The organism is Pseudomonas phoenicis, assembly GCF_047302395.1.
GTDB lineage: Bacteria > Pseudomonadota > Gammaproteobacteria > Pseudomonadales > Pseudomonadaceae > Aquipseudomonas.
Window position 1 is genome coordinate 4,815,397 of the sequence record NZ_CP154852.1, and the last position, 26,076, is coordinate 4,841,472.

At 65.6% G+C, this 26,076-nt stretch carries 18 protein-coding genes and 1 pseudogene; 8 read left to right on the plus strand and 11 right to left on the minus strand.

The window, feature by feature from the left end; genetic code table 11:
* Positions 1-12: 12 nt before the first annotated feature.
* Positions 13-4,344 carry an NEL-type E3 ubiquitin ligase domain-containing protein gene (locus AA0Z93_RS21785; protein WP_413046938.1) on the minus strand — a complete coding sequence of 1,444 codons (4,332 nt, stop codon included), beginning with the start codon at positions 4,342-4,344 and terminating at the stop codon, positions 13-15.
* Between the two features lie 337 nt (positions 4,345-4,681).
* Between AA0Z93_RS21785 and AA0Z93_RS21790 the strand changes: the two genes are divergently transcribed.
* The gene (locus AA0Z93_RS21790; protein WP_413046937.1) at positions 4,682-5,920 is read left to right on the plus strand and encodes an exonuclease SbcCD subunit D C-terminal domain-containing protein; all 1,239 of its coding nucleotides are present in this window, start codon (positions 4,682-4,684) and stop codon (positions 5,918-5,920) included.
* Positions 5,917-9,561 carry an AAA family ATPase gene (locus AA0Z93_RS21795; RefSeq protein WP_413046936.1) on the plus strand — a complete coding sequence of 1,215 codons (3,645 nt, stop codon included), beginning with the start codon at positions 5,917-5,919 and terminating at the stop codon, positions 9,559-9,561. Before AA0Z93_RS21790 ends, AA0Z93_RS21795 begins: the two co-directional genes overlap by 4 nt.
* Positions 9,562-9,954: 393 nt before the next feature.
* On the opposite strand, the gene AA0Z93_RS21800 is transcribed toward AA0Z93_RS21795, so the two are convergent.
* From AA0Z93_RS21800 to AA0Z93_RS21810, 3 genes are all read right to left on the minus strand, one after another.
* Positions 9,955-10,752 (minus strand): SDR family NAD(P)-dependent oxidoreductase, encoded by a 798-nt coding sequence (locus AA0Z93_RS21800; RefSeq protein ID WP_413046935.1) that lies wholly within the window; start codon positions 10,750-10,752, stop codon positions 9,955-9,957.
* Positions 10,752-11,528: an alpha/beta fold hydrolase gene (locus tag AA0Z93_RS21805; RefSeq protein ID WP_413046934.1), complete on the minus strand. Its 777-nt coding sequence runs from the start codon at positions 11,526-11,528 to the stop codon at positions 10,752-10,754. Before AA0Z93_RS21805 ends, AA0Z93_RS21800 begins: the two co-directional genes overlap by 1 nt.
* A gap of 187 nt (positions 11,529-11,715) precedes the next feature.
* Positions 11,716-12,234 carry a hypothetical protein gene (locus AA0Z93_RS21810; protein WP_413046933.1) on the minus strand — a complete coding sequence of 173 codons (519 nt, stop codon included), beginning with the start codon at positions 12,232-12,234 and terminating at the stop codon, positions 11,716-11,718.
* A gap of 192 nt (positions 12,235-12,426) precedes the next feature.
* On the opposite strand from AA0Z93_RS21810, the gene AA0Z93_RS21815 reads away from it, so the two are divergent.
* From AA0Z93_RS21815 to AA0Z93_RS21830, 4 genes are all read left to right on the plus strand, one after another.
* The gene (locus tag AA0Z93_RS21815) at positions 12,427-13,485 is read left to right on the plus strand and encodes a DUF1176 domain-containing protein (protein WP_413046932.1); all 1,059 of its coding nucleotides are present in this window, start codon (positions 12,427-12,429) and stop codon (positions 13,483-13,485) included.
* A gap of 650 nt (positions 13,486-14,135) precedes the next feature.
* The gene (locus AA0Z93_RS21820) at positions 14,136-14,273 is read left to right on the plus strand and encodes a hypothetical protein (protein WP_413046931.1); all 138 of its coding nucleotides are present in this window, start codon (positions 14,136-14,138) and stop codon (positions 14,271-14,273) included.
* Positions 14,270-15,457 carry an acyl-CoA dehydrogenase family protein gene (locus tag AA0Z93_RS21825; protein WP_413046930.1) on the plus strand — a complete coding sequence of 396 codons (1,188 nt, stop codon included), beginning with the start codon at positions 14,270-14,272 and terminating at the stop codon, positions 15,455-15,457. Before AA0Z93_RS21820 ends, AA0Z93_RS21825 begins: the two co-directional genes overlap by 4 nt.
* Before the next feature lie 8 nt (positions 15,458-15,465).
* Positions 15,466-16,569 carry a sigma-54 interaction domain-containing protein gene (locus AA0Z93_RS21830; RefSeq protein ID WP_413046929.1) on the plus strand — a complete coding sequence of 368 codons (1,104 nt, stop codon included), beginning with the start codon at positions 15,466-15,468 and terminating at the stop codon, positions 16,567-16,569.
* Between the two features lie 168 nt (positions 16,570-16,737).
* Here AA0Z93_RS21830 and sfnG read toward each other — a convergent pair.
* Together sfnG and msuE are read right to left on the minus strand one after the other, a co-directional pair.
* A pseudogene (gene sfnG, locus AA0Z93_RS21835) lies at positions 16,738-17,839 on the minus strand (dimethylsulfone monooxygenase SfnG).
* 27 nt (positions 17,840-17,866) lie between these two features.
* On the minus strand, positions 17,867-18,430 hold the full coding sequence (gene msuE / locus AA0Z93_RS21840) for an FMN reductase (RefSeq protein ID WP_413046928.1): 564 nt from the start codon (positions 18,428-18,430) through the stop codon (positions 17,867-17,869).
* Positions 18,431-18,766: 336 nt separating this feature from the next.
* On the opposite strand from msuE, the gene AA0Z93_RS21845 reads away from it, so the two are divergent.
* On the plus strand, positions 18,767-20,005 hold the full coding sequence (locus AA0Z93_RS21845) for an acyl-CoA dehydrogenase family protein (protein ID WP_413046927.1): 1,239 nt from the start codon (positions 18,767-18,769) through the stop codon (positions 20,003-20,005).
* Positions 20,006-20,320: 315 nt separating this feature from the next.
* Here AA0Z93_RS21845 and AA0Z93_RS21850 read toward each other — a convergent pair whose 3' ends face one another.
* From AA0Z93_RS21850 to AA0Z93_RS21870, 5 genes are all read right to left on the minus strand, one after another.
* Positions 20,321-21,166 (minus strand): IS3 family transposase, encoded by an 846-nt coding sequence (locus tag AA0Z93_RS21850; protein ID WP_413048345.1) that lies wholly within the window; start codon positions 21,164-21,166, stop codon positions 20,321-20,323.
* The gene (locus AA0Z93_RS21855; protein WP_413046095.1) at positions 21,163-21,522 is read right to left on the minus strand and encodes a transposase; all 360 of its coding nucleotides are present in this window, start codon (positions 21,520-21,522) and stop codon (positions 21,163-21,165) included. Before AA0Z93_RS21855 ends, AA0Z93_RS21850 begins: the two co-directional genes overlap by 4 nt.
* A gap of 202 nt (positions 21,523-21,724) precedes the next feature.
* Positions 21,725-23,134: an LLM class flavin-dependent oxidoreductase gene (locus AA0Z93_RS21860; RefSeq protein ID WP_413046926.1), complete on the minus strand. Its 1,410-nt coding sequence runs from the start codon at positions 23,132-23,134 to the stop codon at positions 21,725-21,727.
* A 315-nt stretch (positions 23,135-23,449) separates the two neighbouring features.
* Positions 23,450-24,019: a glycoside hydrolase family 19 protein gene (locus AA0Z93_RS21865; RefSeq protein ID WP_413046925.1), complete on the minus strand. Its 570-nt coding sequence runs from the start codon at positions 24,017-24,019 to the stop codon at positions 23,450-23,452.
* A 168-nt stretch (positions 24,020-24,187) separates the two neighbouring features.
* Positions 24,188-24,766 carry a TetR/AcrR family transcriptional regulator gene (locus AA0Z93_RS21870; RefSeq protein WP_413046924.1) on the minus strand — a complete coding sequence of 193 codons (579 nt, stop codon included), beginning with the start codon at positions 24,764-24,766 and terminating at the stop codon, positions 24,188-24,190.
* A 99-nt stretch (positions 24,767-24,865) separates the two neighbouring features.
* Between AA0Z93_RS21870 and AA0Z93_RS21875 the strand changes: the two genes are divergently transcribed.
* Positions 24,866-26,047 carry an MFS transporter gene (locus AA0Z93_RS21875; protein ID WP_413046923.1) on the plus strand — a complete coding sequence of 394 codons (1,182 nt, stop codon included), beginning with the start codon at positions 24,866-24,868 and terminating at the stop codon, positions 26,045-26,047.
* Positions 26,048-26,076 lie beyond the last annotated feature (29 nt).

Below are 26,076 nucleotides of genomic sequence, written 5' to 3' on the forward strand. Positions count from 1 at the left end.
ACCCGTGGGCCATCAAAGAGCAGCTTCCCATGGATGCTCCATGAGCAGACTCAACGTCAGCCCCAGCGTCAGTTGACGCTCGGCGGCACTGCGTTCGTCGGTCAACGTGCCGACAGACTCGATGATCTGCTGCTCGCTTGCGCCTTCCTCGTTCTGCAGGAGCGTTTCGAGACGTTCGTGATAAGGCTGGTTCAACGCCTCGTACTCGCCTGCGTAGGTAGTGCGCAGGAAGTCGACCCAAAACGTGCGCTGCAACATCGAGTCCGCGATCCGGGCGCTGGTTTCGGCCAGCAGAATGCTGCGGGCGGCGTTGCGCAGGTGCGTATTGTTCACATCGGAAAACAAGCGGTGATACATGTGGCGCGCCTGGGCCGGCAGCCCCAGAGTCCGCACCAGTCCGGCTCGGTAGGTCAGGTGGATCTCCACCTCGTCGATCAGCCCATAAGGGTCGCTGGCCCTTTGCTGCGCGATGTGTTCGGCTGCGACCCGATCCACCTCGTCCAGGCGGTACAGCTCGCGCCCGAGCCGTACCAGCGCAGGCGCCAGGTCTTCGCTGCCCAGCCCTGCGGTGCGCGTGACGACCAGGGCGCGTACCTCGAACAGGCTAAGCATCAACAGCATCTGATCGGCACAGGTTCGAGGGCCGGCAGCCTGTTGGAAGATCGCCTCACGCACGTGCGCCTGTTCCACGCAGACTTCGATAAGCGTCCAGATGCGCCGGCGCAGGTCGATGCCCTGGAAGTCATAGTCGTTCGACCGACCCAGGTCGTCGAGGAAACGCATCAGGTCGGCACTGCCCGGCTCCTGGGTCAGGGCAGCCCACCATTCGGAACGCAGGACACGCTCTTGGGTGCTGGAGTCGGCCAACCATCGTTCGAGCGACTCCTGTCCGCCGGGGCCGTGCCGACGAGCCGGCAACGCCGCTGCGCCCGCATCGCCCAACGTGGTGCGCAACTCGGCCTGGGTCGGCTCGGGCAAGGGATTGTCGTGCAGGCTCAACCCGGCCAGATGCCGCTGGGATTGGGCCAGTGTCGGGCTCATGCCCTCGATGCGATTGTCGCGCAGGTCGATCTCCTCAAGCGTAGGGTGCATGTAGGCCTGGATCGGCACCTCGCGCAACCCAGTGTCGCGCATGAGCAAGCGCTGCAGGTCGAGCAGCCGACCCAGGGGTGGCAATTGCCCGATCGGGTTGTGCGACACGTCCAGCACACGCAGTTTGGTCAAGGCCGCAAGCCTGGCCAAGCCTGCGTCGTCGAGCACGATCTGGTTGCGCGTCAGGCGCAGTTCGGTGAGCTGCGTCAGTGCCTGCAGACCCTCGGGGATATGGCTCAACAGGTTGTCGCTCAAGTCCAGGGTGCGTACGTTGGCGAAGCGTTGGAGGAACCCCTCGGTGATGTTCGAGAGATGCGCGCGGCGTAGCACCAAGTGGGTCACGTGGTCGAAGCACGCCTGCTCGGGTAGCTGCGGAAGGCTGTCGATACGTTCGCTGTCGATGGTCAAGCGGTATTCGCCGTCGGCGTCGGGCCGTTTGCGCCTCCAGCATTGGCGTATGCGCCGGGCGATCTGCCGCCGACGCTCGGGTAAAGGCGCAACCGTTCTCTCCTGGCACCAAGCGGTCAGGCTTTCGCCCAAATCGACCAAGCACCGTTGCAAACCGTGCAAGTGGTCCCACGGTCGCTCCCCCCGCAGGCGCACACGTTCCAAATAGAGCTCGATCTCGATGTCGCTCAGGGTGGGGAAAATTTGTTGATACCCGTGCAGCATGGCGCGTCGCGACCCTTCGGGACGGCCGCTAAGCACGTAGCCGATACGCCCGTCCCCCAGGCGCGTGAGCGGCCGGAACTCGTTGATCGGGGCCATACCCAGCAGCCTGGCCGCCTGCGCTCGGTCTGCGAACGCACGGGCCGCAAGGTCGTTGGCCAACCCGGCAGGCGATGCCCACGCCTCACCCATCGCTGCGCGTTGCCCGGCGTCCAGCACATGCAACAGCGCGGCGAACAGACCGTCGCCCGCCACGGCGCCGGGCTGCGGACCGCCTGCGCTGTCGATAGCCAGATAGCCCTGTCGGGTACGCAGCAGGCAATAGGTCTGCGTCGGCTCGTGCGCACCAACACCGGCCAGCACATCGCCGCTGAGCTGGCCGTCGCGTATTTCCACCCTCACGGTCGATTTCCATGGGCAGACGCTGTGAAGCAAGTGCAGGGCCAGGCGCTCGGTGTCCTGGATCACCGCGCTGGGCTGTTCGAAACCGGCGCATGCGCGATCCAGGCGGGCGTCGTGCAAGGTCCAGCGAGCACGCTCGGCCAGCGCAAGCGGCACCTTGCGCCGTTCCAGCAACTGGGTGAGTTCGCTGTCGCGAGCAGTGGCGAGCAACTCACGGCCCGCACGCGTGGTCAGCGTTGGGAAGTCGCGGTGCAGGGGTTGTGCCGCTGGGCTAGGCACGCCCTGCGTTTCCCGCCAGTGAGCTTCGAATGCCTGCCCGCGAAGACGGGGAAACGTCTCATGCAGCTCATGGCGGTGCAGAGCGTCGCACAGCCGCGCAGGTGCGGGCGCATTTTCGAGGTGGAGACGCCGTAAGGCGGCTTCGTCCATACCGACACTGCGCAGCACCGCACTGGCCGACTCAGGCGTGACCGAGCCAAGGTTCGAACCCAGACGCGCCATCAACGCCTGAGCGCCGCGCCATTCCTGCGGGCGTTCCAATGCATGGTGTACGCCGCCGGCCTCGTTATCCTCCAACGCAATCACCGCCGCCTGGGCGCGACGTGGATGCTCCACGCTCGGCCGTCGTGCATCAGGCCCGAGACGGTAGGTCTTCTGCGCGATGGAAACCTGTGGACGTCCCTGGAGGACGACCCGCTGCCCCGACACCAAGCTCGTGTCCGTCGACCCGTACCCCGGTAGGTCGACACGTGCCAAGCGCGGTTCACCCGTTGCCATGAGCACGGGAGCCAGCTCATCGACCACCGCTGCGCGTACCAGAAACTCGCCCGTCGCCGCCCCTGCCGCACCTACCCCAATCATGGCAACGTTCTGCGCCACCGCTATCAGATGACCGAGGGCGGCCTCGCGATCGCCAAGCTCCCAGTCGTGGTAGCCATCGATTACCTCGTCGGTTATTTGCGCCGCCGCCAGCGCAAGCAAAGGCAAACCGAGCTCAGGTACGAAAAAACTGGCTAGCCCCAGCAGGTCCAGCCCCAAGCCTTGAAGAAAATGCGTGCGTCGGTCTCGGGCTTGCGCATCGACGACACTGTTAGGCACCGCCAAGTGTTTGGCATCCTCAAGCAGGGTATCGACCTGCACTCGACGCAGGTGCGCGACCAGCGCACCGCCGACGGCCTGATGGCGGCCGTCCAGCTCCATCGCATCCTCACTTCTCCTGCGGCCCAGCAGACGTTGAAACTGCTGGGCGAAGTGGACACGGTCGCGTTCTTTGACGAACCGCTGGAAAAACTGGCGATAGGCTGGATCACGCAGACGGATTCCCAGGGTTTGAAACAATTGCGGCCAGGATGGATGAGCGCTAATGGCGCCGTGTGGGTCGTCGGGTATCCATAGGATCAGGCCTTGCGCAGCGCTATCGGCCGAACCCGGGCGCGGTTCGAATACGATGACGCCTGTCACCACGCGGCCCAGCAGGCGAACCTCGCTGAACCTGCCCGGAGCCGTTTCGCCCGTACCCGCCATGGCGTCCACCAGCCGATCAAGCGATTGCGGGTCCACAGCGCCTTGCAGACGCGCCAGTTCGACAGCGGCCACCATGCTCGTGCGCCACCCTTGCTCGAGCACTGCCTCGACGTGGCGACGACGGCTGTCGTCTGCGAAAAGCACTTGTCTGAGGTGCTGCTGGTAGGACGCGCCCAGATCCAGTGAGCGACAGGCACCCGCAAAGGCACGAGGGGGCAAAGGGATCACGGTCCCGTCCGCCTCCACCAGGTTCGAGCGAGACAACCACGCCGCTTTGGTGGTTTCCCGAAGCTCGAAGTTGTGCAGGGCACAGGTCAGCAGGGCTTGCTCCAGTGTGGTAGAGACCACGTGATCGGGAATCGTGCTCAGCCCCGAAGGGTAACGCACGTGCACCACACGACGTAGCTTGGCCGTACGCACATCCACCGGGCGCGGCAACAGCGCTTGCAGCGCTGCGTCCAGCGAGGTGCTGGCGAACTGGTCCAAGGGCTCTATTTCAGCGAGCAGGCCCTGCACCTGCTCGCGCGCCCGTTGCTGGGCAACCAGTGCCTCGTGCAGGCCGGCGAGTTGTTTGACGGTGGCTTTGCCCAGCCAGGCGGGTAGACGCTCCGCGATGAATGTATCGACGGAGGTATCGGGAAAGGACGTGGTCTTCATGGTGCACCTGTGAGTACGAAACGCTTACTCAGCCAGCGTCGCCACTGGTCTTGGCGGTACTTATTCGTAACCCCGGCACGTGGGCCAATGCCGGTCCGTCGGTTCTCACTCCGCGCGTGGCCGCTACCCAAACCCGTGAGAAGGTTGGTCACACCACCCCACGGATGCACACAAAAACCAGCGCGCGCGCCAAGCATCCCTACCGTCAGACCGCCGAGCTTCCGCCGTCACCCGGGTCGAGAACGGCTTCCCCATGAGTTACCATAACGCCCATCAAATCAACCCCGCTTCCCCGCCGCGCCAAGCCCCCGGCCTGGCCTGACTCGACAGGTCCCACATGCGTCTGTTCCACACCTCCGACTGGCACCTGGGCCAAAGCCTGCACGGCCAGGAACGCGACTTCGAACACGCCTGCTTCCTCGACTGGCTGCTCGGCCAACTGCAACTGCGCCAACCCGACGCCCTGCTGATCGCCGGCGACCTGTTCGACACCGTCAACCCCCCGGTCAAAGCCCAGGAACGCCTGTACGACTTCATCGTCCACGCCCACGAACGGCTGCCCAAACTCGACATCGTGATGATCGCCGGCAACCACGACTCCGGTTCGCGCATCGAGCTGCCCGCCGCGCTCATGCGCCGCCTGCGCACCCACGCCCTGGGCCGGGTGCACTGGCTCGACGACGGCGAGCTGGACGCCGAACGCCTGCTGATCCCCCTGACCAACGCCCGCGGCAAGGTGTGCGCCTGGTGCCTGGCCCTGCCGTTCCTGCGTCCGGCCGAAGTCACCGGCCCGCAACTGGGCGATGACTACCTGCAAGGCATCGCCAACGTCCACGAACAACTGATCGCCGCCGCCCAGGCCAAGCGCAAGAAAGACCAGGCTCTGGTCGCCATCAGCCACGCGCACATGGCCGGCGGCTCGGTCTCGGAAGACTCCGAGCGCAGCCTGATCATCGGCAACGCCGAAGCCCTGCCGGCGCGACTGTTCGACCCATGCATCGCCTACGTCGCCCTGGGCCACCTGCACAAACCGCAGCAGGTCAACCGCGAGTCGCGCATCCGCTACAGCGGCTCGCCCTTGCCGCTGTCGTTCGCCGAGATCAACTACCCGCACCAGGTGCTGGAAATCGAACTCGAAGGCGACAAGCTGGTCAGCATCGAGCCGCGCCTGGTGCCGCGGGCGGTGGCCTTGCAGCGGGTCGGCCCGGCACCGCTGGCCGACGTGCTGACGCAACTGGCCGAACTGCCCGCGCCCGACCTGCTGCAAGACCCCAACCGCCAACCCTGGCTGGAAGTGCGCGTGCGTCTGGACGAGCCGCAGCCCGACCTGCGCCAGCAGATCGACACTGCCCTGACCGGCAAAGCGGTGCGCCTGGTGCGCATCGGCGCCGAATACGCCGGCAAGGCCGATGCCGGCGACGAGGGCCAAACCTTCGTCGAACTCAGCCAGCTCACCCCGCAAGACCTCTTCAGCCGCGCCTGGACCCAGGCCTATGGCAGCGAGGTGGACGAACAGACCCTGGCCGACTTCGCCCAATTGCTGCAAGACGTGCAACTGGAGGAGCAGCAGCCATGAAGATCCTTGCCATCCGCCTGAAGAACCTGGCCTCGCTGGCCGGCCCCATCGAAGTCGATTTCACCGCCGAACCCCTGGCCAGCGCCGGCCTGTTCGCCATCACCGGCCCTACCGGCGCCGGCAAGAGCACCCTGCTCGACGCCCTGTGCCTGGCGTTGTTCGGCACCGTGCCGCGGCTCAACGACCTGGGCCGCGAAGCCAAGCTGCCCGACGCCGAGGGCGACATCCTCACCAGTGACCCGCGCAACCTGTTGCGCCGTGGCACCGGCAGCGGTTTTGCCGAAGTCGATTTCGTCGGCGTCGACAACTACCGCTACCGCGCCCGCTGGGAAGCCAACCGTGCTCGCGACAAAGCCAACGGCAAATTGCAGAACAGCCGCCAGAGCCTGTACGACCTGGACGGCGAGCAGCTGCTGGGCAGCGGCAAGCAGGAGTTCAGGGATCTGGTCGAAACCCGCCTGGGCCTGAACTTCGAACAGTTCACCCGCGCCGTGATGCTGGCCCAGAGCGAATTCAGCGCCTTCCTCAAAGCCAACGACAAAGACCGCAGCGAGCTGCTGGAAAAGCTCACCAACACCTCGATCTACACGCGTCTGGGCCAGCGTGCGTTCAGCAAGAGCAAGGAGGCCGAGAAACAGCACCAGGTCCTGCTCGACCGCGCCGGCCATGTGCAGCCCATGGCCGACGAAGCCCGCGCCGAACTCGACCAGGCCCTGCACGATGCCCAGCAGCAGCTCAAGGCCGAGCAGGGCCAGCAGCGCCAACTGGAACGGCAGCAAGCCTGGGCGCAGGAACAGCAGCAGTTGCAGCAACAGCTGGACGCAGCCCAACAGGCGCTGGGGGCTGCCGAGCAGCAGGTTCGAGCCCTGGCGAGCCAACGTGCCGATCTCCATCACCTGGAGCAGCTCGCACCGCAGCGCCATCAGTTCCAGCGCCAGCAGCAGGTCACGGGCCAGTTGCAGCCGCTGGCCGCAGCGATCGCCGAGCGCCGGCAGCGGCAAGCCACCTTGCAGGCGCATCGCGAAACGCTGGAGCAGACCCTGGCCAGTGCCGCGCAGCGCTTGTCCGAGCGCCAGCAGCAGCACGATGACGCTGCCCCGCGCCTGCGCCAGGCTTTCGCCGCGCAGGATACCCTCACCCGCTTGCAGGCCGAGCGCACCAAGGCCAGCAGCGCGGTGGACCACGCCGAGCAGGCACACGTGGCGCTGGCGCAACAGCGCGAGCAGCTGGAGGCGGCGCAACTGCGCGACCAGCAACAACTGGCCCAACTCGACCAGGCGCTGACCCAGAGCGCGAGCCTGGACAAGCTGGGCGAGGCCTGGCAGGCCTATCGCGGGCAGTTGCAACAGCTCTTGCAGACGGCCAACCGGCTCAACCAGGGCCGCGACGAACTGCCGGCCTTGCAGGCGCAGATCAGCCAAGCCAATGCGCAGGTCCAGGAACAGCGGCAAAGCCTGGAGCTGCTCTACCACGAAGCCGGCGCCGAGCCGCAGGCGGTCGACGAACAGCTCGACCTGCTGGCCGCCATGCTGCAAGACAATCGCAAGCAGCAGCGCGGCATCGACGAAGCTGCGCGCCTGCACGCCCAGGTCGAGGACTTGCAGCAACGTTCACGCGCGCTCGACGAACGTCAGCACGCCGCGCTCCAGCAACGCCAGCAGTTGATCCAGGACGGCACCGCAGCCAAGACCGAACACGCCGCCGCCGAACAGGCCCTGGCCCTCACCCGCCAACTGCTGGAACGCCAGCGTCTGGCCCGCCACGACAGCGTCGAAGCCCTGCGTGGGCAACTGCGCGACGGCGAGCCGTGCACCGTGTGCGGCAGCCTCGAACACCCCTTCCACCGCCCCGAAGCGCTGCTCGAAAGCCTCGGGCAGCACGACCAGGCCGAGGAAGCCAGCGCTGTCGCTCGCGTCACCCAACTCGGCGAACGTCTCAATGCCCTGCGCAGCGAGCTGGGTGGCGTCAACGGCCAGCTCAAGGCCTACCAGCAGGATCAGGTGCAACTCGACGCGCAACTGCAGCCCGTGCAGCAACAGCTCAGCGCACTGACGCTCTGGCCCGCTCTGGAGGCGCAGGACGCGGCCAAGCGCGGCGCCTGGCTGGCCAGCCAGGCCAAGCGCCTGGAGCAGGAGATCGAGCGCGACGACCGCCGCCAGCAGGCCCTCACCCGCCTGCAACGCGACGCCGTGCGCCTGAACGAGCAGGTGCTGGCCGCGCAACAGGCCCAGCAGCAGGCCGAACAGCGCCTGGCCCAGCAGCGCAACGCACTCGCAACCGACGAGCAGCGCCTGGAGCAAGCCTACGCCGACTTCGCCGAGGTGTTGCCCAGCGAACGTATCCAGGCCTTGCGCGAACACCCCGCCGAAGCCTTCATGGCCTTGGACCGCGAGCTGAGCGAGCGCTTGCAGCAACTGGAGCGACGTCAGGAACAGCAGCAGGAGCACCAACAGCGCCAGCAGCAACTCGAACGCCTGCTCGACCAACAACGGGCCCGCCACGAGCAGCACGCCCAGTTGCGCGCACAGCTCGACGCCCTCACCACCGAGCACGCGGCGGCGCAGACTGCGCTGACCGAATTGATCGGCGAGCACGCCAGCGCCGAGGCTTGGCAAACTGACCTCCAGCAGCAGTTGCAGCAGGCCCGCGCCGCCCACGCCGACACCGAACGCCAACTGCAAGCCAGCCACACCGAAACCGTGCAGTTGGCCAGCGAACTCAAAGCCCAACAGGCGCGGCAACAAGAGCTGGAGCAGGAGCACCAGCAACTCGAGCAGGCCATCGTCCAGTGGCGCACTGCCCACGCCGAGCTCGACGATGCCGGCCTCGCGCGCCTGCTGGCCATCGACGATGCGCAGTACGGCGTCCTGCGCAAATCCATGCAGGAAGCGGATTCGGCCCTGGAGCACGCCCGTGTGCGCCTGCAAGAACGCGAACAGCGCTTGCAACAGCACCAGCAACTCGACACCCCGTCCCTGGCACCTGAGGCCTTGCAGCAGGCCCTGCTCGAGACCCAGGAACGCCTCGCCCAACACGACCAGCGTTGCGCCGAGTTGCGCGCGCAGCAGGCCGAAGACCAACGCCGTCAACTCGCCAGCGCCGAGCTGCGCGCCGACATCGACCACACCGGGCGCTCCTGGCAACGCTGGGCGCGGCTCAACGCGCTGATCGGCTCGGCCTCGGGCGATGTGTTCCGCAAGATCGCCCAGGGCTACAACCTCGACCTGCTGTTGCACCATGCCAACGCGCAACTGCGCCAACTGGCGCGGCGCTACCGCCTCAAACGCGGCGGCAGCGCGTTGGGCTTGTTGGTGATGGACACCGAGATGGGCGACGAACTGCGCTCGGTGCACTCGCTGTCGGGCGGCGAGACCTTCCTGGTGTCGCTGGCGTTGGCGCTGGGTTTGGCGTCGATGGCGTCCAGCACATTACGCATCGAGTCGCTGTTCATCGACGAAGGCTTCGGCAGCCTCGACCCCGAGTCGCTGCAGCTGGCCATGGACGCGTTGGACGGCCTGCAGGCACAAGGCCGCAAGGTGGCGGTGATCTCGCACGTGCAGGAAATGCATGAGCGGATCCCTGTGCAGATCCAGGTATGGCGCCAGGGCAATGGCTTGAGTGACGTGAAGGTGGTGGGCTGAGGCGTCACGGGCGCCCATCGGTTCGATGGGCAGCGTGTTTCGGTCAGCGGGCCGATGCTATGAAGGCTCCGCTCCCGGTCAGGCCTTACCGCGCTCCATCGTTGCGGAGCCATCGCGGCTGCTCGGAACACCCAGCCGCCCGCCTCCACTGTGGGAGCGGCGGGTTAGACGCTCCGATTAGCTGCGATGGCCGGCCCAGGGCCCCAAACCAAACCATTCAGGATCGATACAGAACCTGGTCGAGGCCGGGCTGCGGCCCCGATTACTTAATCGACTGGCATTGGAGGATCGGCACTTGGCAAGCTGGTCCGAACGACGATCCCCTTCTGCTTCAGTGGCATCAGGCTTTGACTGGCCTAGGCCACACCACCCGTACAGTGCCCATCGATTGCATCAGTTCTGCACGCTCTGCACCGAGCCGCCGTCCACGCGCAGGTTGCTGCCGTTGATGAACGACGCACGTTCGGACACCAGCAGGGCGATGGCCGACGCCACTTCTTCCGGTTGTCCGCGACGCTTCTGGACGATGCCGGGGCGTTCCTCTTCCAGAAAGCTCTCTACCGCCTCGTCGAAGCTGACGCCCAATTCCTTGGCGCGCTGCTCCATCATGCCGTTGGTCATGCCGGTCTCGATGAAAGCAGGCGCGACGGTGTTGCACAGTACCCCGTGGGCCGCCTCCTTGTACGACAGGTTCTTGATGAAGGCCGCCAACGCAGCTTTAGCCACGTTGTACACGGCCTCTTCCCAGTAAGGTTGCACGGCGTTTTCCGAGGTGATGCACACCAGGCGGCCCCAGCCACGCTTGCGCATGGCCGGCACGGTGGCGCGGGCGATGCGCACGGCGCTGAAGAAGTCGGTGGCCCAGGCCTCTTGGTAATCGTCGTCCGATACCTCCAGCGGGTCGCCCTTGGCACCGGTCACGCCGGCGGTGTGCACCACGATGTCGACCTGGCCGAAACGGGCTTCGGCCTGTTTCACCAGGTCGTCGACCGCAGCCTGGTCGGTCATGTCCGCTGCTACCAGCAAAGGCTCGCCGGCGACGCCTGCCGTGGCCTCTTTGAGCTTGTCTCGGTCCAGATCGGTCAACACCAGCTTCACGCCTTCTTCGGCCAGCAGGCGCGCGGTCGCCAGACCGATGCCTCCGCCCGCGCCACTGATCAATGCCACACGGTTCTTCAAGCCTAAGTCCATCAACGATCTCCTTCAGGGATACGAGCAGCGATACGGTGAGCGAATTCGAGCATTGGCCGGGCCAATGCGAGGGGCGTTTGCAGGGGCATCAGGTGGCCGGCGCCCGGGAGGGTCAGCGAGGTGCTGTCGGAGAAATGCGACAGTGTCGTGCGCTGCTGTTGCGCAGCGCCCGGCACTTGCCCGTCGTCGGCGCCGCAGACCAGCAGCGCCGGGTACGGCAGGCTGCCGATACGCGGCTGCCAGTCCTCGCGGCTGCCGTGGTCGACCCAGGCACGCCAGGCATCGAGGTTCACCGCTTGCGCGTCGGCGATGGCCACTTCGCGCAGCGGTTCCGGCAGGCGGTGGTAGCTGGAGTCGTCGACGAAGGCTTCGGCCTCCTGGCGCGACGCGGTATAGGCGCGCTGCTGGGCGCGGTCTTCGTCGCTCATCGGCTGCGGGCCGGGCGGCGACGGCGCCACCAGCACCAGGCCTTGCAGGTAGTCGGGGCGGCGCGCGGCCAGGACAACGGCCACTTTGCCGGTCATCGAGTGGCCGACGAGAATGCAGCGCTCAAGGCCCAGCTGGCGGATGGTGGCGTCGACTTGATCGGCCATCGCTTCGACCGAATAGCCGCCGATGCCGTTGGCGTCGCCGAAGCCGGGGGTGTTGAGCGCGACGCAGGTGTGCTCGCGGTCGAGAAAGGGAATCGTAGGGCCCCAGGTGCGGTGGGAACCGCCGAGGAAGTGCATCAGAACGAAGGTGATCGGGCCGTGGCCTTGTTGGCTGTGTGGAAGCATCGCACGCCTGTCTCGTGGGGTTTCTCAATGGAGAGAGGCGCGCGAAAAGGAGTTCATTTATTTGTGGGCAGCGTCCAGCGCACCGTACTGCAGGATCGGGTCAGGCAAGGGGCGCTCGATGAAGCGAGCGTGGCGCGCCTGTACTGACAGCCCCGCCGCAGCAGCCGATGCGCGCAGGCTCGCTGCCTCAAGGGCAACCTAACGCATCGTCCGGATCGCAGGGCACTTGATCGAGCACCTCGCTGAGCTGGTCCACGGTGACGCGCGCGCACTGCTTGTCGGCCACGGTGCGGTCGGCCGAATCCAGCACCGCCACGCCGGCGGTGTTCGTCTCGGCCTGGCCGCCATCGCCCTCGTAACGGCTGTAGACGTTATAGCTGTAGGTGCCCGAGGTGAACCTGATCTGCTGGTGGTCGACCTGATAGCGGCTGTAGTGGTTGGCCTTGAAATCCCTGAGCGAGTAGCTGTCGCGAGGGTATTGCAGTTCAGTGCGCCCGTGCCGGGCGAAGCGGTATTGCAGGCCGGTGAGCGGCCCTTGCAGGGGCTGGGCGCACAACGCCAGGGTGCCGCCGCCCTTGAGCTCGCAGGCGAACACCGGGCGCGCATCGCCACAGCTCGCGTCGGGCGCGGCCACTACGAGGGTTGGGCTGGACACCAGGTAGAGCAAGGTGCCGAAGGCGAAGCATCTGCTGCTCAGCGAGCGCATGTCGGAAACGTTCCTTTGTGGCGATTGGGGTCGATGCAACGTTGGATGATCGCTCGGCCGGCACTGCTCATACAGGTCGATTAGCTGTGCGTGTGGGCTTTTATATTGTGCACAGCGCCCACGACTGGAGTTTGCCACCTCCATCCGTGCGCTAATCCACACTCCCCTTTCACATTCGGTCATCTGCCTGCCATGCGCCGTCTCCTCACCTTGTTGCCCTGCCTGATCGCCTGCGCCAGCCATGCCGCCGACACCCTGCCTCTGTCACGCGACATCAAGGACTGGAACGTCACCTGTGACAACCTGCGCACCTGCACCGCTATCTCCACCCGGCCCGCCAGCGCAGGGGCCGATGCGCTGTCCTTTCCGTTGCGCATCGTCCGCGAAGCCGGCCCGGATGGCGGGCTACGGGTCAGCGTGTTCAGCTACAACGCGATCCATGGCGATCCGCTGATCGACGCCAAGCCCGTGTCCATCCCTCTGCGGGCATACCAAGGCTCAGCTGACGACATATCGGAAGTGCCCGAACTGCGCAGCGCCACCGATGGCGACGCGCGGGCTTTCATTGAGGCCCTGCGCAACGCGAATGCGCTGGCGTTCGACACTCCGGACGGCACGACGTCTGCGTCACTGAACGGCATGCGCGCAGCCCTGTTGCTGATCGACGACGTCCAAGGCCGAGTGGGCACCGTCACCGCCCTTGCCAAGCCGGGCGACGCGCCGGCCAAGCGCGTGCCTGCGGCGCCTTCAGCCCCTGTGATACCGGCCTGGAGCGCCCCCGCAGCACTGGACGAGGCGCAGGCCGAGCGGGTGCTGAAGGCCGCGATGGCCGCCACGCGCGCGGACTGGCGACAGGAGGTGGTGGACGGCGACGAGCCTAAGGGCGAAGTGCATGCGTTGAACGCGCGTGAGGCGCTGCTCATCGTGCGCACCGGGTGCGGCGCCTACAACTGCGCCTACAGCCTGTACCTGACGCCGCTGGCGCACCCCGAGCAGGCACGTGCCATGCCGTTCGAGCATGCCAACAACCTGCCCGACATCGCGCCCAACGGCAGCGTGGCGTTCGACCCGGCGACCGGCGAGCTGACCAGCCTGACGCTGGCCACGGGCATGGGCGGCTGCGGGGTCGCGGCGCGCTGGCGCTACGACGGCTCGCGCTTCGTGCTGAGCCGTGCGGCGCAGATGTCCGCCTGCATGGGGCTGAACGAGCGCGACTGGCCAGTACTGTGGCAGACCGCAACGAAACGGTGAAACGCTCGACCCGGAGGCGACCGGCACGCCCGCAAGCCTGCCAGGCCGCAACCATCCGTCACGACTGGAAAAGGCATCGCAAGCACGCTGCCGTCAGCCAAGCAATCGAGGTCGCCAAGCGGCCCATAGCGGCTGAGCTGAACACCGAATCGGCCGCTCCTCGAAACAGGCGTAATTCCGTGGGAGCGGCTTTAGCCGCGATGGGCGGCAAAGCCGCCCCAACCAACTTATTCCGGCTCAACAAACTGAAACCGTCCGCAACCCTTTCACGTCCGCTGGCGCGCCCAGGCAGCAACTGTTGCACCAATAACACAGCAATCCGCTATTTATTCTAAATACGCATATAAATAGGATTTTTAATTATTTTTTAAATAGTTTCCATGCCTCTATAAAGTCCCAACACCCACTGCGTCGCGGTTCGCCGATGTACCAAGCCCCGAACTCATTCCGTGTGCCCTGTCCTGTGTCGGTTGAACAGCAGCCCAAAAACACCCAGTCGCCCACTGTCCGCTCACCAACACCTGCGCCGTCGTAGCTGCAGCACCCCGGATCCCACACCTCAGCCAGCCCGACGACGTCGCCTTCGATACGCGCTCAATCAAGCGATACCCCACGCACTTCGCACCTCAGCCCGCCGCAGGGACACCCGCATGACTATCTCGACCCAGCATCTCACCGCTCACCCTTCGCCCACCCTGGCGCCACCCCCGCGCAGCGCAGGCCGCGAAGCGAACATGAGCACCACTGGCCATGGCCTGGACGCCCACCCTGCGAAGGACATCGCATGAAGAACCACACCCCGCCCAGCGAACTCGACCCGATGCAGACCGCGCGCCGCCTGGCCGCAACCTTCGCCGAAACCGCCGTGGAGCGCGACGAAGCGGGCGGTACGCCCAAGGCGCAACGCGATGCCCTCCGTCACAGCGGCCTGCTGGCACTGAGCATCCCCACCCGCTTCGGTGGATTGGGCGCCACGTGGAGCGAAACCCTGGGCGTGGTGCGCGAGTTCGCCAAGGTGGACAGCTCGGTCGCCCACGTCTTCGGCTTCCACCACCTGATGCTAGCCACCGTGCGCCTGTTCTCGCGCCCCGACCAATGGCAGCCGTGGTTCGAACAGTCGGCCCGCCAGCACTGGTTCTGGGGCAACGCCCTCAACCCGCTGGACACCCGCACAGTGCTCAAGCGTTTCGACGGCTGGTACGAATTCTCCGGCAAGAAAAGCTTCTGTTCCGGGGCCAGCGACTCGCAGATGCTGATCGCTTCGGCAGTGGACGAGCGCGCCGGCGGCAAGCTGCTGATCGCCGCCATTCCTACGGGTCGCACCGGCATCACCCTGCACGACGACTGGAACAACATCGGCCAGCGTCAGACCGACAGCGGTAGCGCCACCTTCGAGCGGGTGCGCGTGGAAGAAAACGAAATGCTCCTCGACCCAGGCCCTTTGAGCACGCCCTTCGCTGGCCTGCGTCCATTGATCGCGCAACTGCACTTCGCGCACATCTTCCTCGGCATTACCGAAGGCGCCCTGGAAGACGCGCGGCAGTACACCCTCAAGGAAGGCCGCCCGTGGTTCCGCTCCAATGCCCGGCACGCCAGCGAAGACCCCTACATCCTGCGCCACTACGGCGAATTCTGGGTGGCCCTGGAAAGTGCGCGTCTGCTGGTGGAGCGCGCCGCCGCCCTGCTCGACCAGGCCTGGCGCAAGGAGCAAGCCCTGGGCGCCGAAGAGCGCGCGCAACTGGCGCTGGCCATCGCCACGGCCAAGGTCGCGGCGGCGCGCACCGGCCTGGACATCTGCAACCGCCTGTTCGAGGTCACCGGCGCCCGTGCCACCCACGCCGCGCTGCGCCTGGACCGCTACTGGCGCAATTTGCGCACCCAGAGCCTGCACGACCCGCTGGACTACAAGCTCCACGAGCTGGGCGACTGGGCGCTGAACCAGACGCGGCCCACCCCTTCTTTCTATTCATAGGGATTCCCATGCAACTGCTGACCCTGCCCCCGTCACCCTCCCTGGCCACCTCGATCCGGGCCACCGCACAGGTGTTCGAAGACCCGCGCTCGCAGGCGCTGCTCGCCCATCTGCAACAGGTCGCTCCCAGCGAGGCCAGTGTCCTGATCATCGGCGAGACCGGCACGGGCAAGGAACTGGTCGCACGCCACATCCACAACCTGAGCGCGCGGCGCAACGGGCCGTTCGTGGCGGTCAACTGCGGTGCGTTCTCCGAGTCGCTGGTCGAGGCCGAGCTGTTCGGCCATGAGAAAGGCGCCTTCACCGGCGCGCTGGGGGCCAAGGCCGGCTGGTTCGAAGAGGCCAACGGCGGCACGCTGTTCCTTGACGAGATCGGCGACCTGCCCATGGCCATCCAGGTCAAGCTGTTGCGGGTGCTCCAGGAACGCGAAGTGGTGCGCCTGGGTTCGCGCAAGAGCCTGCCCATCGACGTGCGCGTGGTCGCCGCCACCAACGTGCAACTGGACAAGGCCATCGGCGCGGGCAACTTCCGCGAAGACCTGTACTACCGCCTCAACGTGGTCAGCCTGCAGCTCTACCCACTGCGCGAACGGCCGGGCGACATCCTGCCGCTGACCCGGCACTTCATCGACACCTACTGCAACCGCCTGGGTTACGGCGAAGTGCGCCTGAGCGGCGAGGCCGAGCGCAAGCTGTTGGGCTACGACTGGCCCGGCAACATCCGCGAACTGGAAAACGTCATCCACCACACCCTGCTGGTGTGCCGCAACGGTTTGGTCCAGGACGACGACCTGCGCCTGTCGCACCTGCGCATCGAGCGTCAGGCCCAGACGTCGGCGGCCCCTGCGGAAAACGCCGAAGAACAGTTGCTGCGCGCCTTCCAACGGCTGTTCGAGGAACAGGCCGGCGGCCTGCACGAGAAGGTCGAAGACAACCTGTTGCGCAGCGCCTACCGCTTCTGCCACTGCAATCAGGTGCACACCGCCAGCTTGCTGGGCCTGAGCCGCAACATCACCCGCGCGCGGTTGATCGCCATCGGTGAGTTGGTGGTCAACCGCCGTCGGGTGCAGGGCCAGGCGCATTCGGAGCGGGCGTTGCAACTGTCGATATGAACGTGGCGATATGAACGTCTCAAGATGAGCCTGTCGACATGAGCACAGCCCGCGGCCGCTGAGCAGGTCCGCACCGCTGGGCACCGAGCTGGAGCGGCAAGCGAACGCACCACCGCGCCCTAGGCCAGCCCGACGGGGCGGCCCTGCCCCAATGCGGGCCCGTTTGCATCACGCCGCCCGAGTGGCGGTGCGCTCTTGCTCCAGCTTGCGCACCAGCGGCAACACGTGCTCGCCGAAGTACGCCACTTCCTCCTGGAAATGCAGGAAGCCCGACAGGATCAGGTCCACGCCCACGGCCTTGAGCGCGACGATGCGCTCGGCGATCTGCCGTGGCGTGCCGATCAGGTTGGTCTTGAAGCCGTCGTTGTATTGCACCAGGTCTTCGAACGTCGATTTGGCCCAGTTGCCTTCACCCTCGGGGCTGGAGGCCCCGGCATTTTTCGCTTCGCTGCCAAAGCCGTTGACCGCCTCGGGGTCGGCCTTGGCGATGATCTCGGCCAGCACTGCCCGTGCCTCTTCTTCGCTGTCACGGGCGATGATGAAGGCGTTCACCCCCACCTTCACCGAATGGCCGTTGGCGGCGGCCTTGGCCCGCAGGTCGTCGACCTGGGCCTTGATCCCTTCGACGCTGTTGCCGTTGGTGAAGTACCAGTCCGACACCCGCGCGGCCATGTCGCGCGCGGCCATGTCGCGCGCGGCGCGCGAGCTGCCGCCCTGGAAGATCTCCGGGTGCGGGCGCTGCACCGGCTTGGGTTTGAGCGTGTAGTCGTGGAAGCGGTAGAAGTCGCCGTGGAAGCTGAAGTTGTCCTGGGTCCAGATGCCCTTGAGGGCGCGGATGAACTCCTCTGAGCGGCGGTAGCGCTCGTCGTGGTCCAGCCAAGGCTCGCCGATGGCGCGGAACTCGCCCTTGAACCAGCCGGACACTACGTTGACGGCCACGCGCCCGGCGGTGAACTGGTCGATGGTCGCCAACTGCTTGGCCGCCAGGGCCGGGCTCCACGGACCGGGCAGGATCGCCGCGATGACCTTGAGTTTCTCGGTAGCGGCCAGCAGGGCATGTGATGGTCACCGATTCGTGCTGGTTGTCGGCGCCGTAACCTGCGGTGAAGCGGATCTGCGACAGCGCGTAGTCGAAGCCCGACCGTTCGGCGATTTGCGCCAGCTTGCGGTTGTAGTCGATGTCCCAACTGGTGCGTTGCTCGATCTTGCTGACCACCAGGCCGCCACTGACGTTGGGCACCCAGTAGGCGAATTTGATCGCTTGGCTCATGAGGAATTCTCCTGTCACTCGGTAGGATCAGGCCGCGCTGGCGACCGGAAGGGGAAAGAACGCCTCGACGGTGTCGAGCACCCGATCGAGGCGTTCGAACTGTGCGGAGTCGACCAGGCGGTGCCGGTCGTCGAAGGCCTCGACGCTGGCATACAGGCCGTAGGGCAAGGTGTGGGCCTGGAAGAAAGCGAACAGCGGGCGCAGCTGGTGGTCGATCATCAGCGCATGGCGCTCGCTGCCGCCGGTGGCGGCCAGTACCACTGGCACGCCTTTCAGCGACTGGTGGTCGACCAGGTCGAACAGGTGCTTGAACAGGCCGGTGTACGAAGCGCGGTAGACCGGCGAGCCGACCAGCAACAGGTCGGCCTGCTCGATGGCTTGCAGGTGCGGCTGCAACGCCGGGGCGGCGCTGTCGCGCTCCAGGGAGCCGGCCAGGGCGGCAGACAGTTCGGCGATGCGTACCCAGTGCACGGTGAGGTGCGTGCGCCTGCCGTGCAGCCGCTGCACCAGGGCTTCGAGCAGCCCGTGGGTGCGCGACGGGGTGCGCAGACTACCCGACACCACTACGACCTTGATTGCATTCGTGCTCATTGTGCGTCCCTCCTGCCCTTCGGGCGTTGTGCAAGGGGCAAGAGCAGCAACCGTGCCAACGGCTGCAAGCCTTACGAATCAGCGGCTTACGAAGAGGAGGCAGAAATCGGCTGCTGCGCGGGCCGCAGACTGTCGAAATGCTGACCGCCCAGAAACAGCAGCGCGACGCCTCGCGACTGTACAGCCAGCAACAGCCGTTCAACATGTTGCTGGGTGCGCCACAGCAGAGGCCTGCCAAAAAATTCCAAAGCGTTGATTCATATGGTTTTTTGGGGTGGGCATGGAGTTTGCGAAGCAGTTGCCGTCTGCACGCGCATCCATTCGAGGAACATTGCGATGACCGCTCAAGCCCGCGTCCCCCATTTGTCCACCGGCACCGACTACCACGCCCTCGCCGCACGTTTTCGACCGCTGTTCGCACGCATCGCCGAGGGCAGCCTCGAGCGCGAGCGCACGCGCAGCCTGCCCTTCGAACCGATCCGCTGGCTCAAGGAGGCCGGCTTCGGCGCTGTGCGCGTGCCCGTGGAGCATGGCGGTGCCGGCGCTTCGCTAGGGCAGCTGTTCCAGTTGCTGATCGAGCTGGCCGAAGCCGATTCCAACCTGCCACAGGCCCTGCGCGGGCATTTCGCCTTTGTCGAAGACCGCCTCAATGCCCATGCCAGCACCGCCCAGGATGTATGGTTCGAACGCTTCGTCGCGGGCGACCTGGTGGGCTGCGCCTGGACCGAAATCGGCGCGGTGAAGATCGGCGACGTCATCACCCGGGTATCGCGCCAGGGCGAGCGATGGGTGGTCAACGGCACCAAGTACTACAGCACCGGCAGTATCTTCTCGGACTGGATCGACCTCTTCGCCCGCCGCGACGACACCGGCGCCGACGTGATCGCCGCAGTCCGCACGCGGCAGCCGGGCATCACCTTGAGCGACGATTGGGACGGCTTCGGCCAGCGCACCACCGGCAGCGGCACTTCGGTATTGACCGACGCGGTGGTGGAGGCCGAAAACATCATCGACTTCTCCACCCGCTTCAAATACCAGACCGCCTTCTACCAACTGGTGCTGCTGGCGGTCATCGTCGGCTCAGGGCGTGCGGCGGTGCGCGACTTCGCTACCGAGACCCGCACCCGCACCCGCGTGTTCAGCCACGGCAATGCCCAGGCGGTCAGCCAGGATGCCCAGGTCCTGCAGGTGATCGGCAAGGCCAGCGGGCTGGTGTATGCCGCCGAAGCCGCCACGCTGCGCGCCGCCGACGCCTTGCAACAGGCGTACCTGGCGCGCCTTGGCCATGACGAAACGGTCGAGCGCCAGGCCAACGTCACTGCCGAGCTGGAATCGGCGCAGGCCCAGGTGGCGACCGTGGACCTGGTGCTGCGCGCCACCAGCGACCTGTTCAATGCGCTGGGCGCCTCGACCACCAACACCGGCAAGCAGCTCGACCGCCACTGGCGCAATGCGCGCACCGCCGCCTCGCACAACCCGGTGATCTACAAGGAGCGCATCGTTGGCGACTGGCACGTCAATGGTGCCGAGCCGCCGTACGTGTGGCAGATCGGGGGCGGGAGCAAGCAGGGTTGAGAAGGCGCGCTTCGATGGGGGTCCAGACAGTCCGGAACACTGCCGTGAACGCGGAGGTTGGCATTGCCACTGAGGCGGTAACGGCGCTGTGGTAGCGTTCGATCGCATGCTGCGCGGAGCCTGGATGAGGGCGGCTCTGCCGCCCATCGCGGCTGAAGCCGCTCCCACAAGGTCTGTGTCGTCCGAAAGACTGGTTTGCAACCGTGGAATCTCCAACAGCGTGTTGGGCATCCTCCAGGATTCGTGTTGGAGCGGCTTCAGCAGCGATGGGCGGCAAGGTGAACTGGTCAAGTAATTTTGGACACCGGTTAAGGTTCATGCCGCTATCTTGAGCTTTTCCTCCATGGCTACCGGTGTTTCATAGCCGTTGTAGCTGTGGAGGCGCTTGAGGTTGTAGCGCATGAGATAGGCTTGGATATCCACTCGTGCCTGAGATTCGGTCTCGTAACCACCTGCTGGCATCCATTCTGATTTCAATGCGCCGAAGAATCGTTCCATAGCGGCGTTATCCCAGCATTGGCCCCGATGGCTCATGCTCTGGTTCAAGTTGTACTCATCGAGTGCGGCTCTGAATTTATGGCTGGTGTACTGACAGCCCTGATCTGAGTGAAACATCACACCCGCCGGCCTACCGCGCGATTCGGCAGCCATGCGCAGAGCATTACAAGCCAAATTGGCATCGGCGATCATCGAGAACGCCCAACCCACCACTCGACGGGCATAGAGGTCAATCACAGCGGCCAGGTACAACCAGCGCCTGCCAACCTGGATGTAGGTCACATCGCCACACCAAACCTCATTGATCGTCGAAACCTTGAAATTGCGCTTCAGCTGATTCTGCGCGATCAATGCTTCTGCCCCGGATGACCGATACCGGTGCGGCCTGCGTTGTTTACACTTCAGGCCAGCTTCGCGCATTAGTGTGCGCACCTTGTATCGCCCCACCTCGTGTCCTTCACGGCGTAATTCCTGCACCAGCGTTCGTGAACCAGAGGCACCTCGCGACGCGTTGAAATGCTTGACTGCAAGCAGGCGCAGAGCATCTCTGGCCGGATTTTCACGCCCTTGCCGTTTGCGCCACGCGTAGAAGCTGCTGCGCTTGACCCCAAGCACGCGGCAGCAGTCGATAACAGGATATTGCTCACTCAGCTCGTTGATCAGCGAAAACGATCTTTGGAGTCCCGAAGCAGAAGAGCACTGGCCTTTTTTAGGATTTCGATATCCCGATCTTTTTGCCGAACCAACGCTTCGAGTTCTTCAATTCGTTGCTGCTCGGGGGTGATCGCTTTGGCTCCAACTGGAACCTTGCCGGCTCGCTCTTCGCGCACCTGCTCAACCCAACGACGCAACGCCGTGGGCCCAAGCCCAAGGGCCGCGCAGACTTCGGGGACTGACTGACCACCGTCCAGCACCATTTCGGCAGCTTGGACTTTGTATTCTCTTGAATAAGATTTACGCACTGATTTTGCCTCCAGTTGGGCGCCATCATAGCGCCCGATGAAGGTGTCCAAAATCATTAGGCCAGTTCAAGGCCGCCCTTATCCAGGCTCCGCGCAGCACCTGATCGAACCCCATGGCAGCGTCACGACCGCCCTGAAGGCTCCCCCCTTCCGACAGAAAGTAAGCAACGCCTGCATCCAGAACGGCGTTGCCGATCATCCTCACAGCTGAACGTGAGCACCGCACCGGCCGCTTGTACGGTCGCGGGTGCGCTCCGATTCAGGCCGGCTCGGCCTGGCTGGAGCTAGTGGCAGCGCGGTGCCGGCTGAGGTCGCGATAGCCGGCCGCCGGGTGGCTATCGGGCAGGCGCGGGCCATCGCCGAACAGCTTTTCGCGCAAAGTGCCGGTACGGTATTCGGTCTTGTACACCCCGCGCTTTTGCAATTCAGGCACCAGCAGTTCGACTACGTCGCGGAAGGTTTCATGAGCCAGGGCGTAGGCGAAGTTGAAGCCGTCCACGTCGGTGTCCTCGACCCAGGCCTGCAACTCGTCGGCCACGGTCTGCGGACTGCCGACGATGAGCGGGCCGAAGCCGCCGATACCGACCCAGTCGGCCAGCTCCTGCACCGTCCACTGCTTGTCCGGATCGGCCGTGGAAAAGGTTTCCACCGCCGACTGGATGGCGTTGGTGTGGATGTGCTTGAGCACTTGGTCGGGCCGGTATTGCGCGAAGTCGATGCCGGTCCAGCCGGAAATCAGCGCCAGCGCGCCTTCGTAACTGCTGTAAGCCTTCAATTCCTGCCACTTGGCCTGAGCCTTGGCATCGGTTTCGTCGACGATCACCGTTTGCAGGTTGAAGATCAGTACCTTGCGCGGATCGCGCCCGGCCTCGGCGGCGCGGCGGCGGATGTCGGCCACGGTCTTCTTCAGCGTCACCTTCGAGGGCGCGGCGACGAACACGCATTCGGCGTGGCCGGCGGCGAAGTCCTTGCCGCGGCTGGAGGCACCGGCCTGGTACAGCACGGGGGTGCGTTGCGGCGACGGCTCGCACAGGTGGATGCCGGGTACCTGGAAGTGCTTGCCGTGATGGCGGATCTCGTGGACCTTGCTCGGATCGCTGAAAATACCGCGTTCGCGGTCGCGCTGCACCGCACCCTCCTCCCAGCTGCCCTCGAACAGCTTGTACAGGACTTCAAGGTATTCGTCGGCGTAATCGTAGCGCGCGTCGTGGTCGCTCAGGGCCTTCTGCCCGAGGTTGCGCGCGCCGCTGTCGAGGTAGGAGGTGACGATGTTCCAACCGATGCGGCCTTTGGTCAGGTGGTCCAGGGTCGACAGGCGGCGGGCGAAGGGGTACGGGTGCTCGAAGGTCAGCGAAGCGGTGAGGCCGAAGCCCAGGTGCTCGGTCACCAGCGCCATGGGCGTGATCAATGCCAGCGGGTCGTTGACCGGCACCTGGGTGGCCTGGCGGATGGCGGCATCGCCGTTGCCGCCGAGCACGTCGTAGATGCCGAGCACGTCGGCGATGAACAGGCCGTCGAACTTGCCGCGCTCCAGGAGCTTGGCCAGGTCGGTCCAGTAGTCGAGGTCCTTGTATTGCCAGGCGCGGTCCTTGGGGTGGCGCCACAGGCCAGGCGACTGGTGGCCTACGCAGTTCATCTCGAAGGCGTTCAAACGGATTTCGCGAGGCATGGCAGCTCCTGATCGGTAAGCCGGGCACCGTCGGTGGTGCGGGTGCAAGGCTTGCAACAGGATTCGTGCCAGGTGGAATAGCGCTGTAAATCAGTGACTTGAATTTTTTTAGAACAATATGAGTGCCGTTTCAGGCACAACGTTGTTGATCCATTGTTTGGCAGGCAACAGTGACTCGGTTGCAATACGTGTCTACAGCAGGGGTTTCGAACGCGCGCCGGGGCGGCCGAAGGCCGGACCGCTTGCTGACCACGCTGGTGAACACCGCTCGCCAGGGCACCCCACGGGCGGCCGGTACGCAAGCGGTGGGCGGCATCAACCCAGCACTTCAAGCGCGCGCCGGTACAGCGCCTGGCGGTCCGCCAAGCCATGGGTGCCGCCGTTGATCTTGCGGGTGATCTTCTCGAACACGGCATCTTCGGCGCAGGTCACCTGGTCGGCCAGGTCGTTGAGCCCGGCGCGTTGCCAGAACCAGCCGGCCGACAGCGCGGCGTACAGAGGTTGCTCGAGCATTTCGGGACTTTGCAGCAGACGCGTGTCGCCGAACAGCGCCTGGCTGCAAGCCCGGTAGTTGCTGCGGCCGGTGACCTGGATCAGCCCACGGCCGCGGTACAGTTGCCCGTCGCCGTCGGCCTCGGGCGTATTGCCCAGGCGCTCGGCCAGACGCCCGGTGTCGTACTTGGCGCAATAGGCGTCGCTGCCCAACTCGCGCACGTAGCGCAGCTGGCCCGACTCATGCCCGACCTGGGCGAGAAAGGCGGCGATGCGCAAGGGTGTGGTGATGGAATAGGTGCCTAGCGTGGTGTCGATGCCAGACACGAAAATGCCGGCGCGAGGGCCGGCGTTGGGGAAGATGCGTTGCAACTGCCGTTCGGTGATGTGCATGGGTTGTGCTCCAGTCGAGAGACGATGGGTGCTCGGCATGGACGGCGGTTCTGCCGTCTGCCGCACTCGACTGTAAGGACGCGGACATTTACGCAGTGGCTAGATATGTACGCTCCTCGACCCCCAGATGCGCCAGCACCTGTGCCTCGGCACGTGAGCACTTCGCCCTTACGCAAGGCCTGCCTCGAGCCCACGCGCACTGGCCAGCACCTGCTCGAGCAACTGCCGCTGTAGCCCGGCATCGGGCCGTTCGCCGCCGAACAACGTCCTGAAGATCAGCGGCGCCACCAGCCCGTCCATCAACGTGTCGATCGACGGCGTAGGCTCCTGCCGCGCCCGAGCGCGTTCGCGCAGCATCTCCAGCCGCTCGCGCGTGGGCTCGGTGCAACGCACGGTGCAGCCCACCTCGGTGGCCATGAGCGCATCGCGGAGCATGGTCTGGCCCGGCACCGACACCAGGTCGTCGACATAGCGCTCCAGCCAGCAGGCCAGGTCGCCTTCCAGGCTGCCGGTGTCTTCGGGCGGCTCGTCGGGCAGGAGGCGTTGCAGGTCGACGTCGGCCAGCAGGTTGGACAGCTTGCCCCAGCGTCGGTAGAGGGTCGAAGGGGTGACACCGGCGCGCGCCGCGATCAGGGGAACAGTCAGCGAGTCGCGCGGTTGTTCGTCGAGCAGCGCTTGGACGGCGTCGTGGATGGCCTGCTGCACCCGGGCGCTACGGCCACCGGGTCGGGAGTGTTTGATGGTCATGGCGGGCATCATAACCGAATACAAAAGCTAAGAAATTGCTTTTACAGAAAGTCCACTATAAGCTCTAACGCAATTTATTAGCTTTAGCGAGTCGTTACCTTGAAGCTTTCTACATTCGGCACCCAGGCCCGCCTGGGCGTGTTCGGTGCGCTGCTCTTCACCTTCATGGCCGCCTCCAGCGCGCCGACGCCGCTGTACGCCAGCTACCAGCAGGCCTGGGGGTTCTCCACCTTCTGGCTGACCTGGGTCTTTGCCGTCTATGCCTTCGGCCTGCTCGCCTCGCTATTGGTCGGTGGTCGTCTGTCCGATCACCTGGGGCGGCGCTCGGTGGTGCTGGGGGCCGTGCTGATGGAGATCGGTTCGCTGTGGTTGTTCCACCAGGCCCACGGGCTCAATGACTTGATCGCAGCCAGGGCCGTGCAAGGGGTGGCGACCGGTCTTGCCACCAGCGCCTTGGGCGCGGCGCTGCTCGACAGCGATCAGCAGCGCGGCCCCTGGCTCAACAGCCTGGCCCCTTTGCTCGGCATGGCCGCTGGCGCGGTCGGTTGCGGCCTGTTGGTCACCTATGCGCCGCTGCCGCTGCAACTGACTTACCAAGTGTTTCTCGGGTCGTTCGTAGTCCTTGCCCTGTGCCTGCTAGGCGTGCCGGACCTGCTACCGCGCCGGCCCGGCACCCTGGCAGCACTGCGACCGCGGCTGTCGGTGCCGCCTCAGGCCCGCGCCATGCTCTGGCGGGTGTTGCCGCTGGAATTGGCGGTGTGGGCCACCGGTGGGTTCTATCTGTCGCTGATGCCCGGGCTGGCCAAGGCCGTGACCGGCACGACCTCGGTGCTGCTGGGCGCCACTGCGGTGGCCGGCCTGACCCTCAGCGGTGCCGCCTGCCTGCACGGGTTGCGGCATTGGCCCGCCGAGCGCTTGCTGCGGCTGGGCAGCCTGGCCTTGGCGGCGGGGCCGATCCTGCTGTGGCTGGCGGTGCTGGGCGGGCAACTCACGCTGTTGCTGGTGGGTACGGTGGCGACCGGCATCGGTTTTGGCAGCGGCTTTCTGGGCGCCACGCGCAGCCTGCTGCCGCTGGCCGAGCCCGGCCAGCGCGCGGGCTTGCTGGCGGCGTTCTATGTGCTCAGCTATCTGGCGTTCTGCGTGCCGGCGCTGCTGGTCAGCGTGCTGGTGCCGCGGTTGGGGCTGGTGGGCGCTGCACAGCTGTACCTTGCCGGGGTGCTCGGGCTGGCACTGCTCAGTGGCTGGAAACTGAGGGCACGGTTTTGCGCGCAGGCATGCTGAGGGGCTCTGCAAACGGATGTCGGTTGGCT

Coding starts and splice junctions, on each gene's coding strand:
- AA0Z93_RS21785 (WP_413046938.1), bottom strand. CDS start 4,344: ATGAAGACCACGTCCTTTCCCGATACCTCCGTCGATACATTCATCGCG.
- AA0Z93_RS21790 (WP_413046937.1), top strand. CDS start 4,682: ATGCGTCTGTTCCACACCTCCGACTGGCACCTGGGCCAAAGCCTGCAC.
- AA0Z93_RS21795 (WP_413046936.1), top strand. CDS start 5,917: ATGAAGATCCTTGCCATCCGCCTGAAGAACCTGGCCTCGCTGGCCGGC.
- AA0Z93_RS21800 (WP_413046935.1), bottom strand. CDS start 10,752: ATGGACTTAGGCTTGAAGAACCGTGTGGCATTGATCAGTGGCGCGGGC.
- AA0Z93_RS21805 (WP_413046934.1), bottom strand. CDS start 11,528: ATGCTTCCACACAGCCAACAAGGCCACGGCCCGATCACCTTCGTTCTG.
- AA0Z93_RS21810 (WP_413046933.1), bottom strand. CDS start 12,234: ATGCGCTCGCTGAGCAGCAGATGCTTCGCCTTCGGCACCTTGCTCTAC.
- AA0Z93_RS21815 (WP_413046932.1), top strand. CDS start 12,427: ATGCGCCGTCTCCTCACCTTGTTGCCCTGCCTGATCGCCTGCGCCAGC.
- AA0Z93_RS21820 (WP_413046931.1), top strand. CDS start 14,136: ATGACTATCTCGACCCAGCATCTCACCGCTCACCCTTCGCCCACCCTG.
- AA0Z93_RS21825 (WP_413046930.1), top strand. CDS start 14,270: ATGAAGAACCACACCCCGCCCAGCGAACTCGACCCGATGCAGACCGCG.
- AA0Z93_RS21830 (WP_413046929.1), top strand. CDS start 15,466: ATGCAACTGCTGACCCTGCCCCCGTCACCCTCCCTGGCCACCTCGATC.
- msuE (WP_413046928.1), bottom strand. CDS start 18,430: ATGAGCACGAATGCAATCAAGGTCGTAGTGGTGTCGGGTAGTCTGCGC.
- AA0Z93_RS21845 (WP_413046927.1), top strand. CDS start 18,767: ATGACCGCTCAAGCCCGCGTCCCCCATTTGTCCACCGGCACCGACTAC.
- AA0Z93_RS21855 (WP_413046095.1), bottom strand. CDS start 21,522: ATGATTTTGGACACCTTCATCGGGCGCTATGATGGCGCCCAACTGGAG.
- AA0Z93_RS21860 (WP_413046926.1), bottom strand. CDS start 23,134: ATGCCTCGCGAAATCCGTTTGAACGCCTTCGAGATGAACTGCGTAGGC.
- AA0Z93_RS21865 (WP_413046925.1), bottom strand. CDS start 24,019: ATGCACATCACCGAACGGCAGTTGCAACGCATCTTCCCCAACGCCGGC.
- AA0Z93_RS21870 (WP_413046924.1), bottom strand. CDS start 24,766: ATGACCATCAAACACTCCCGACCCGGTGGCCGTAGCGCCCGGGTGCAG.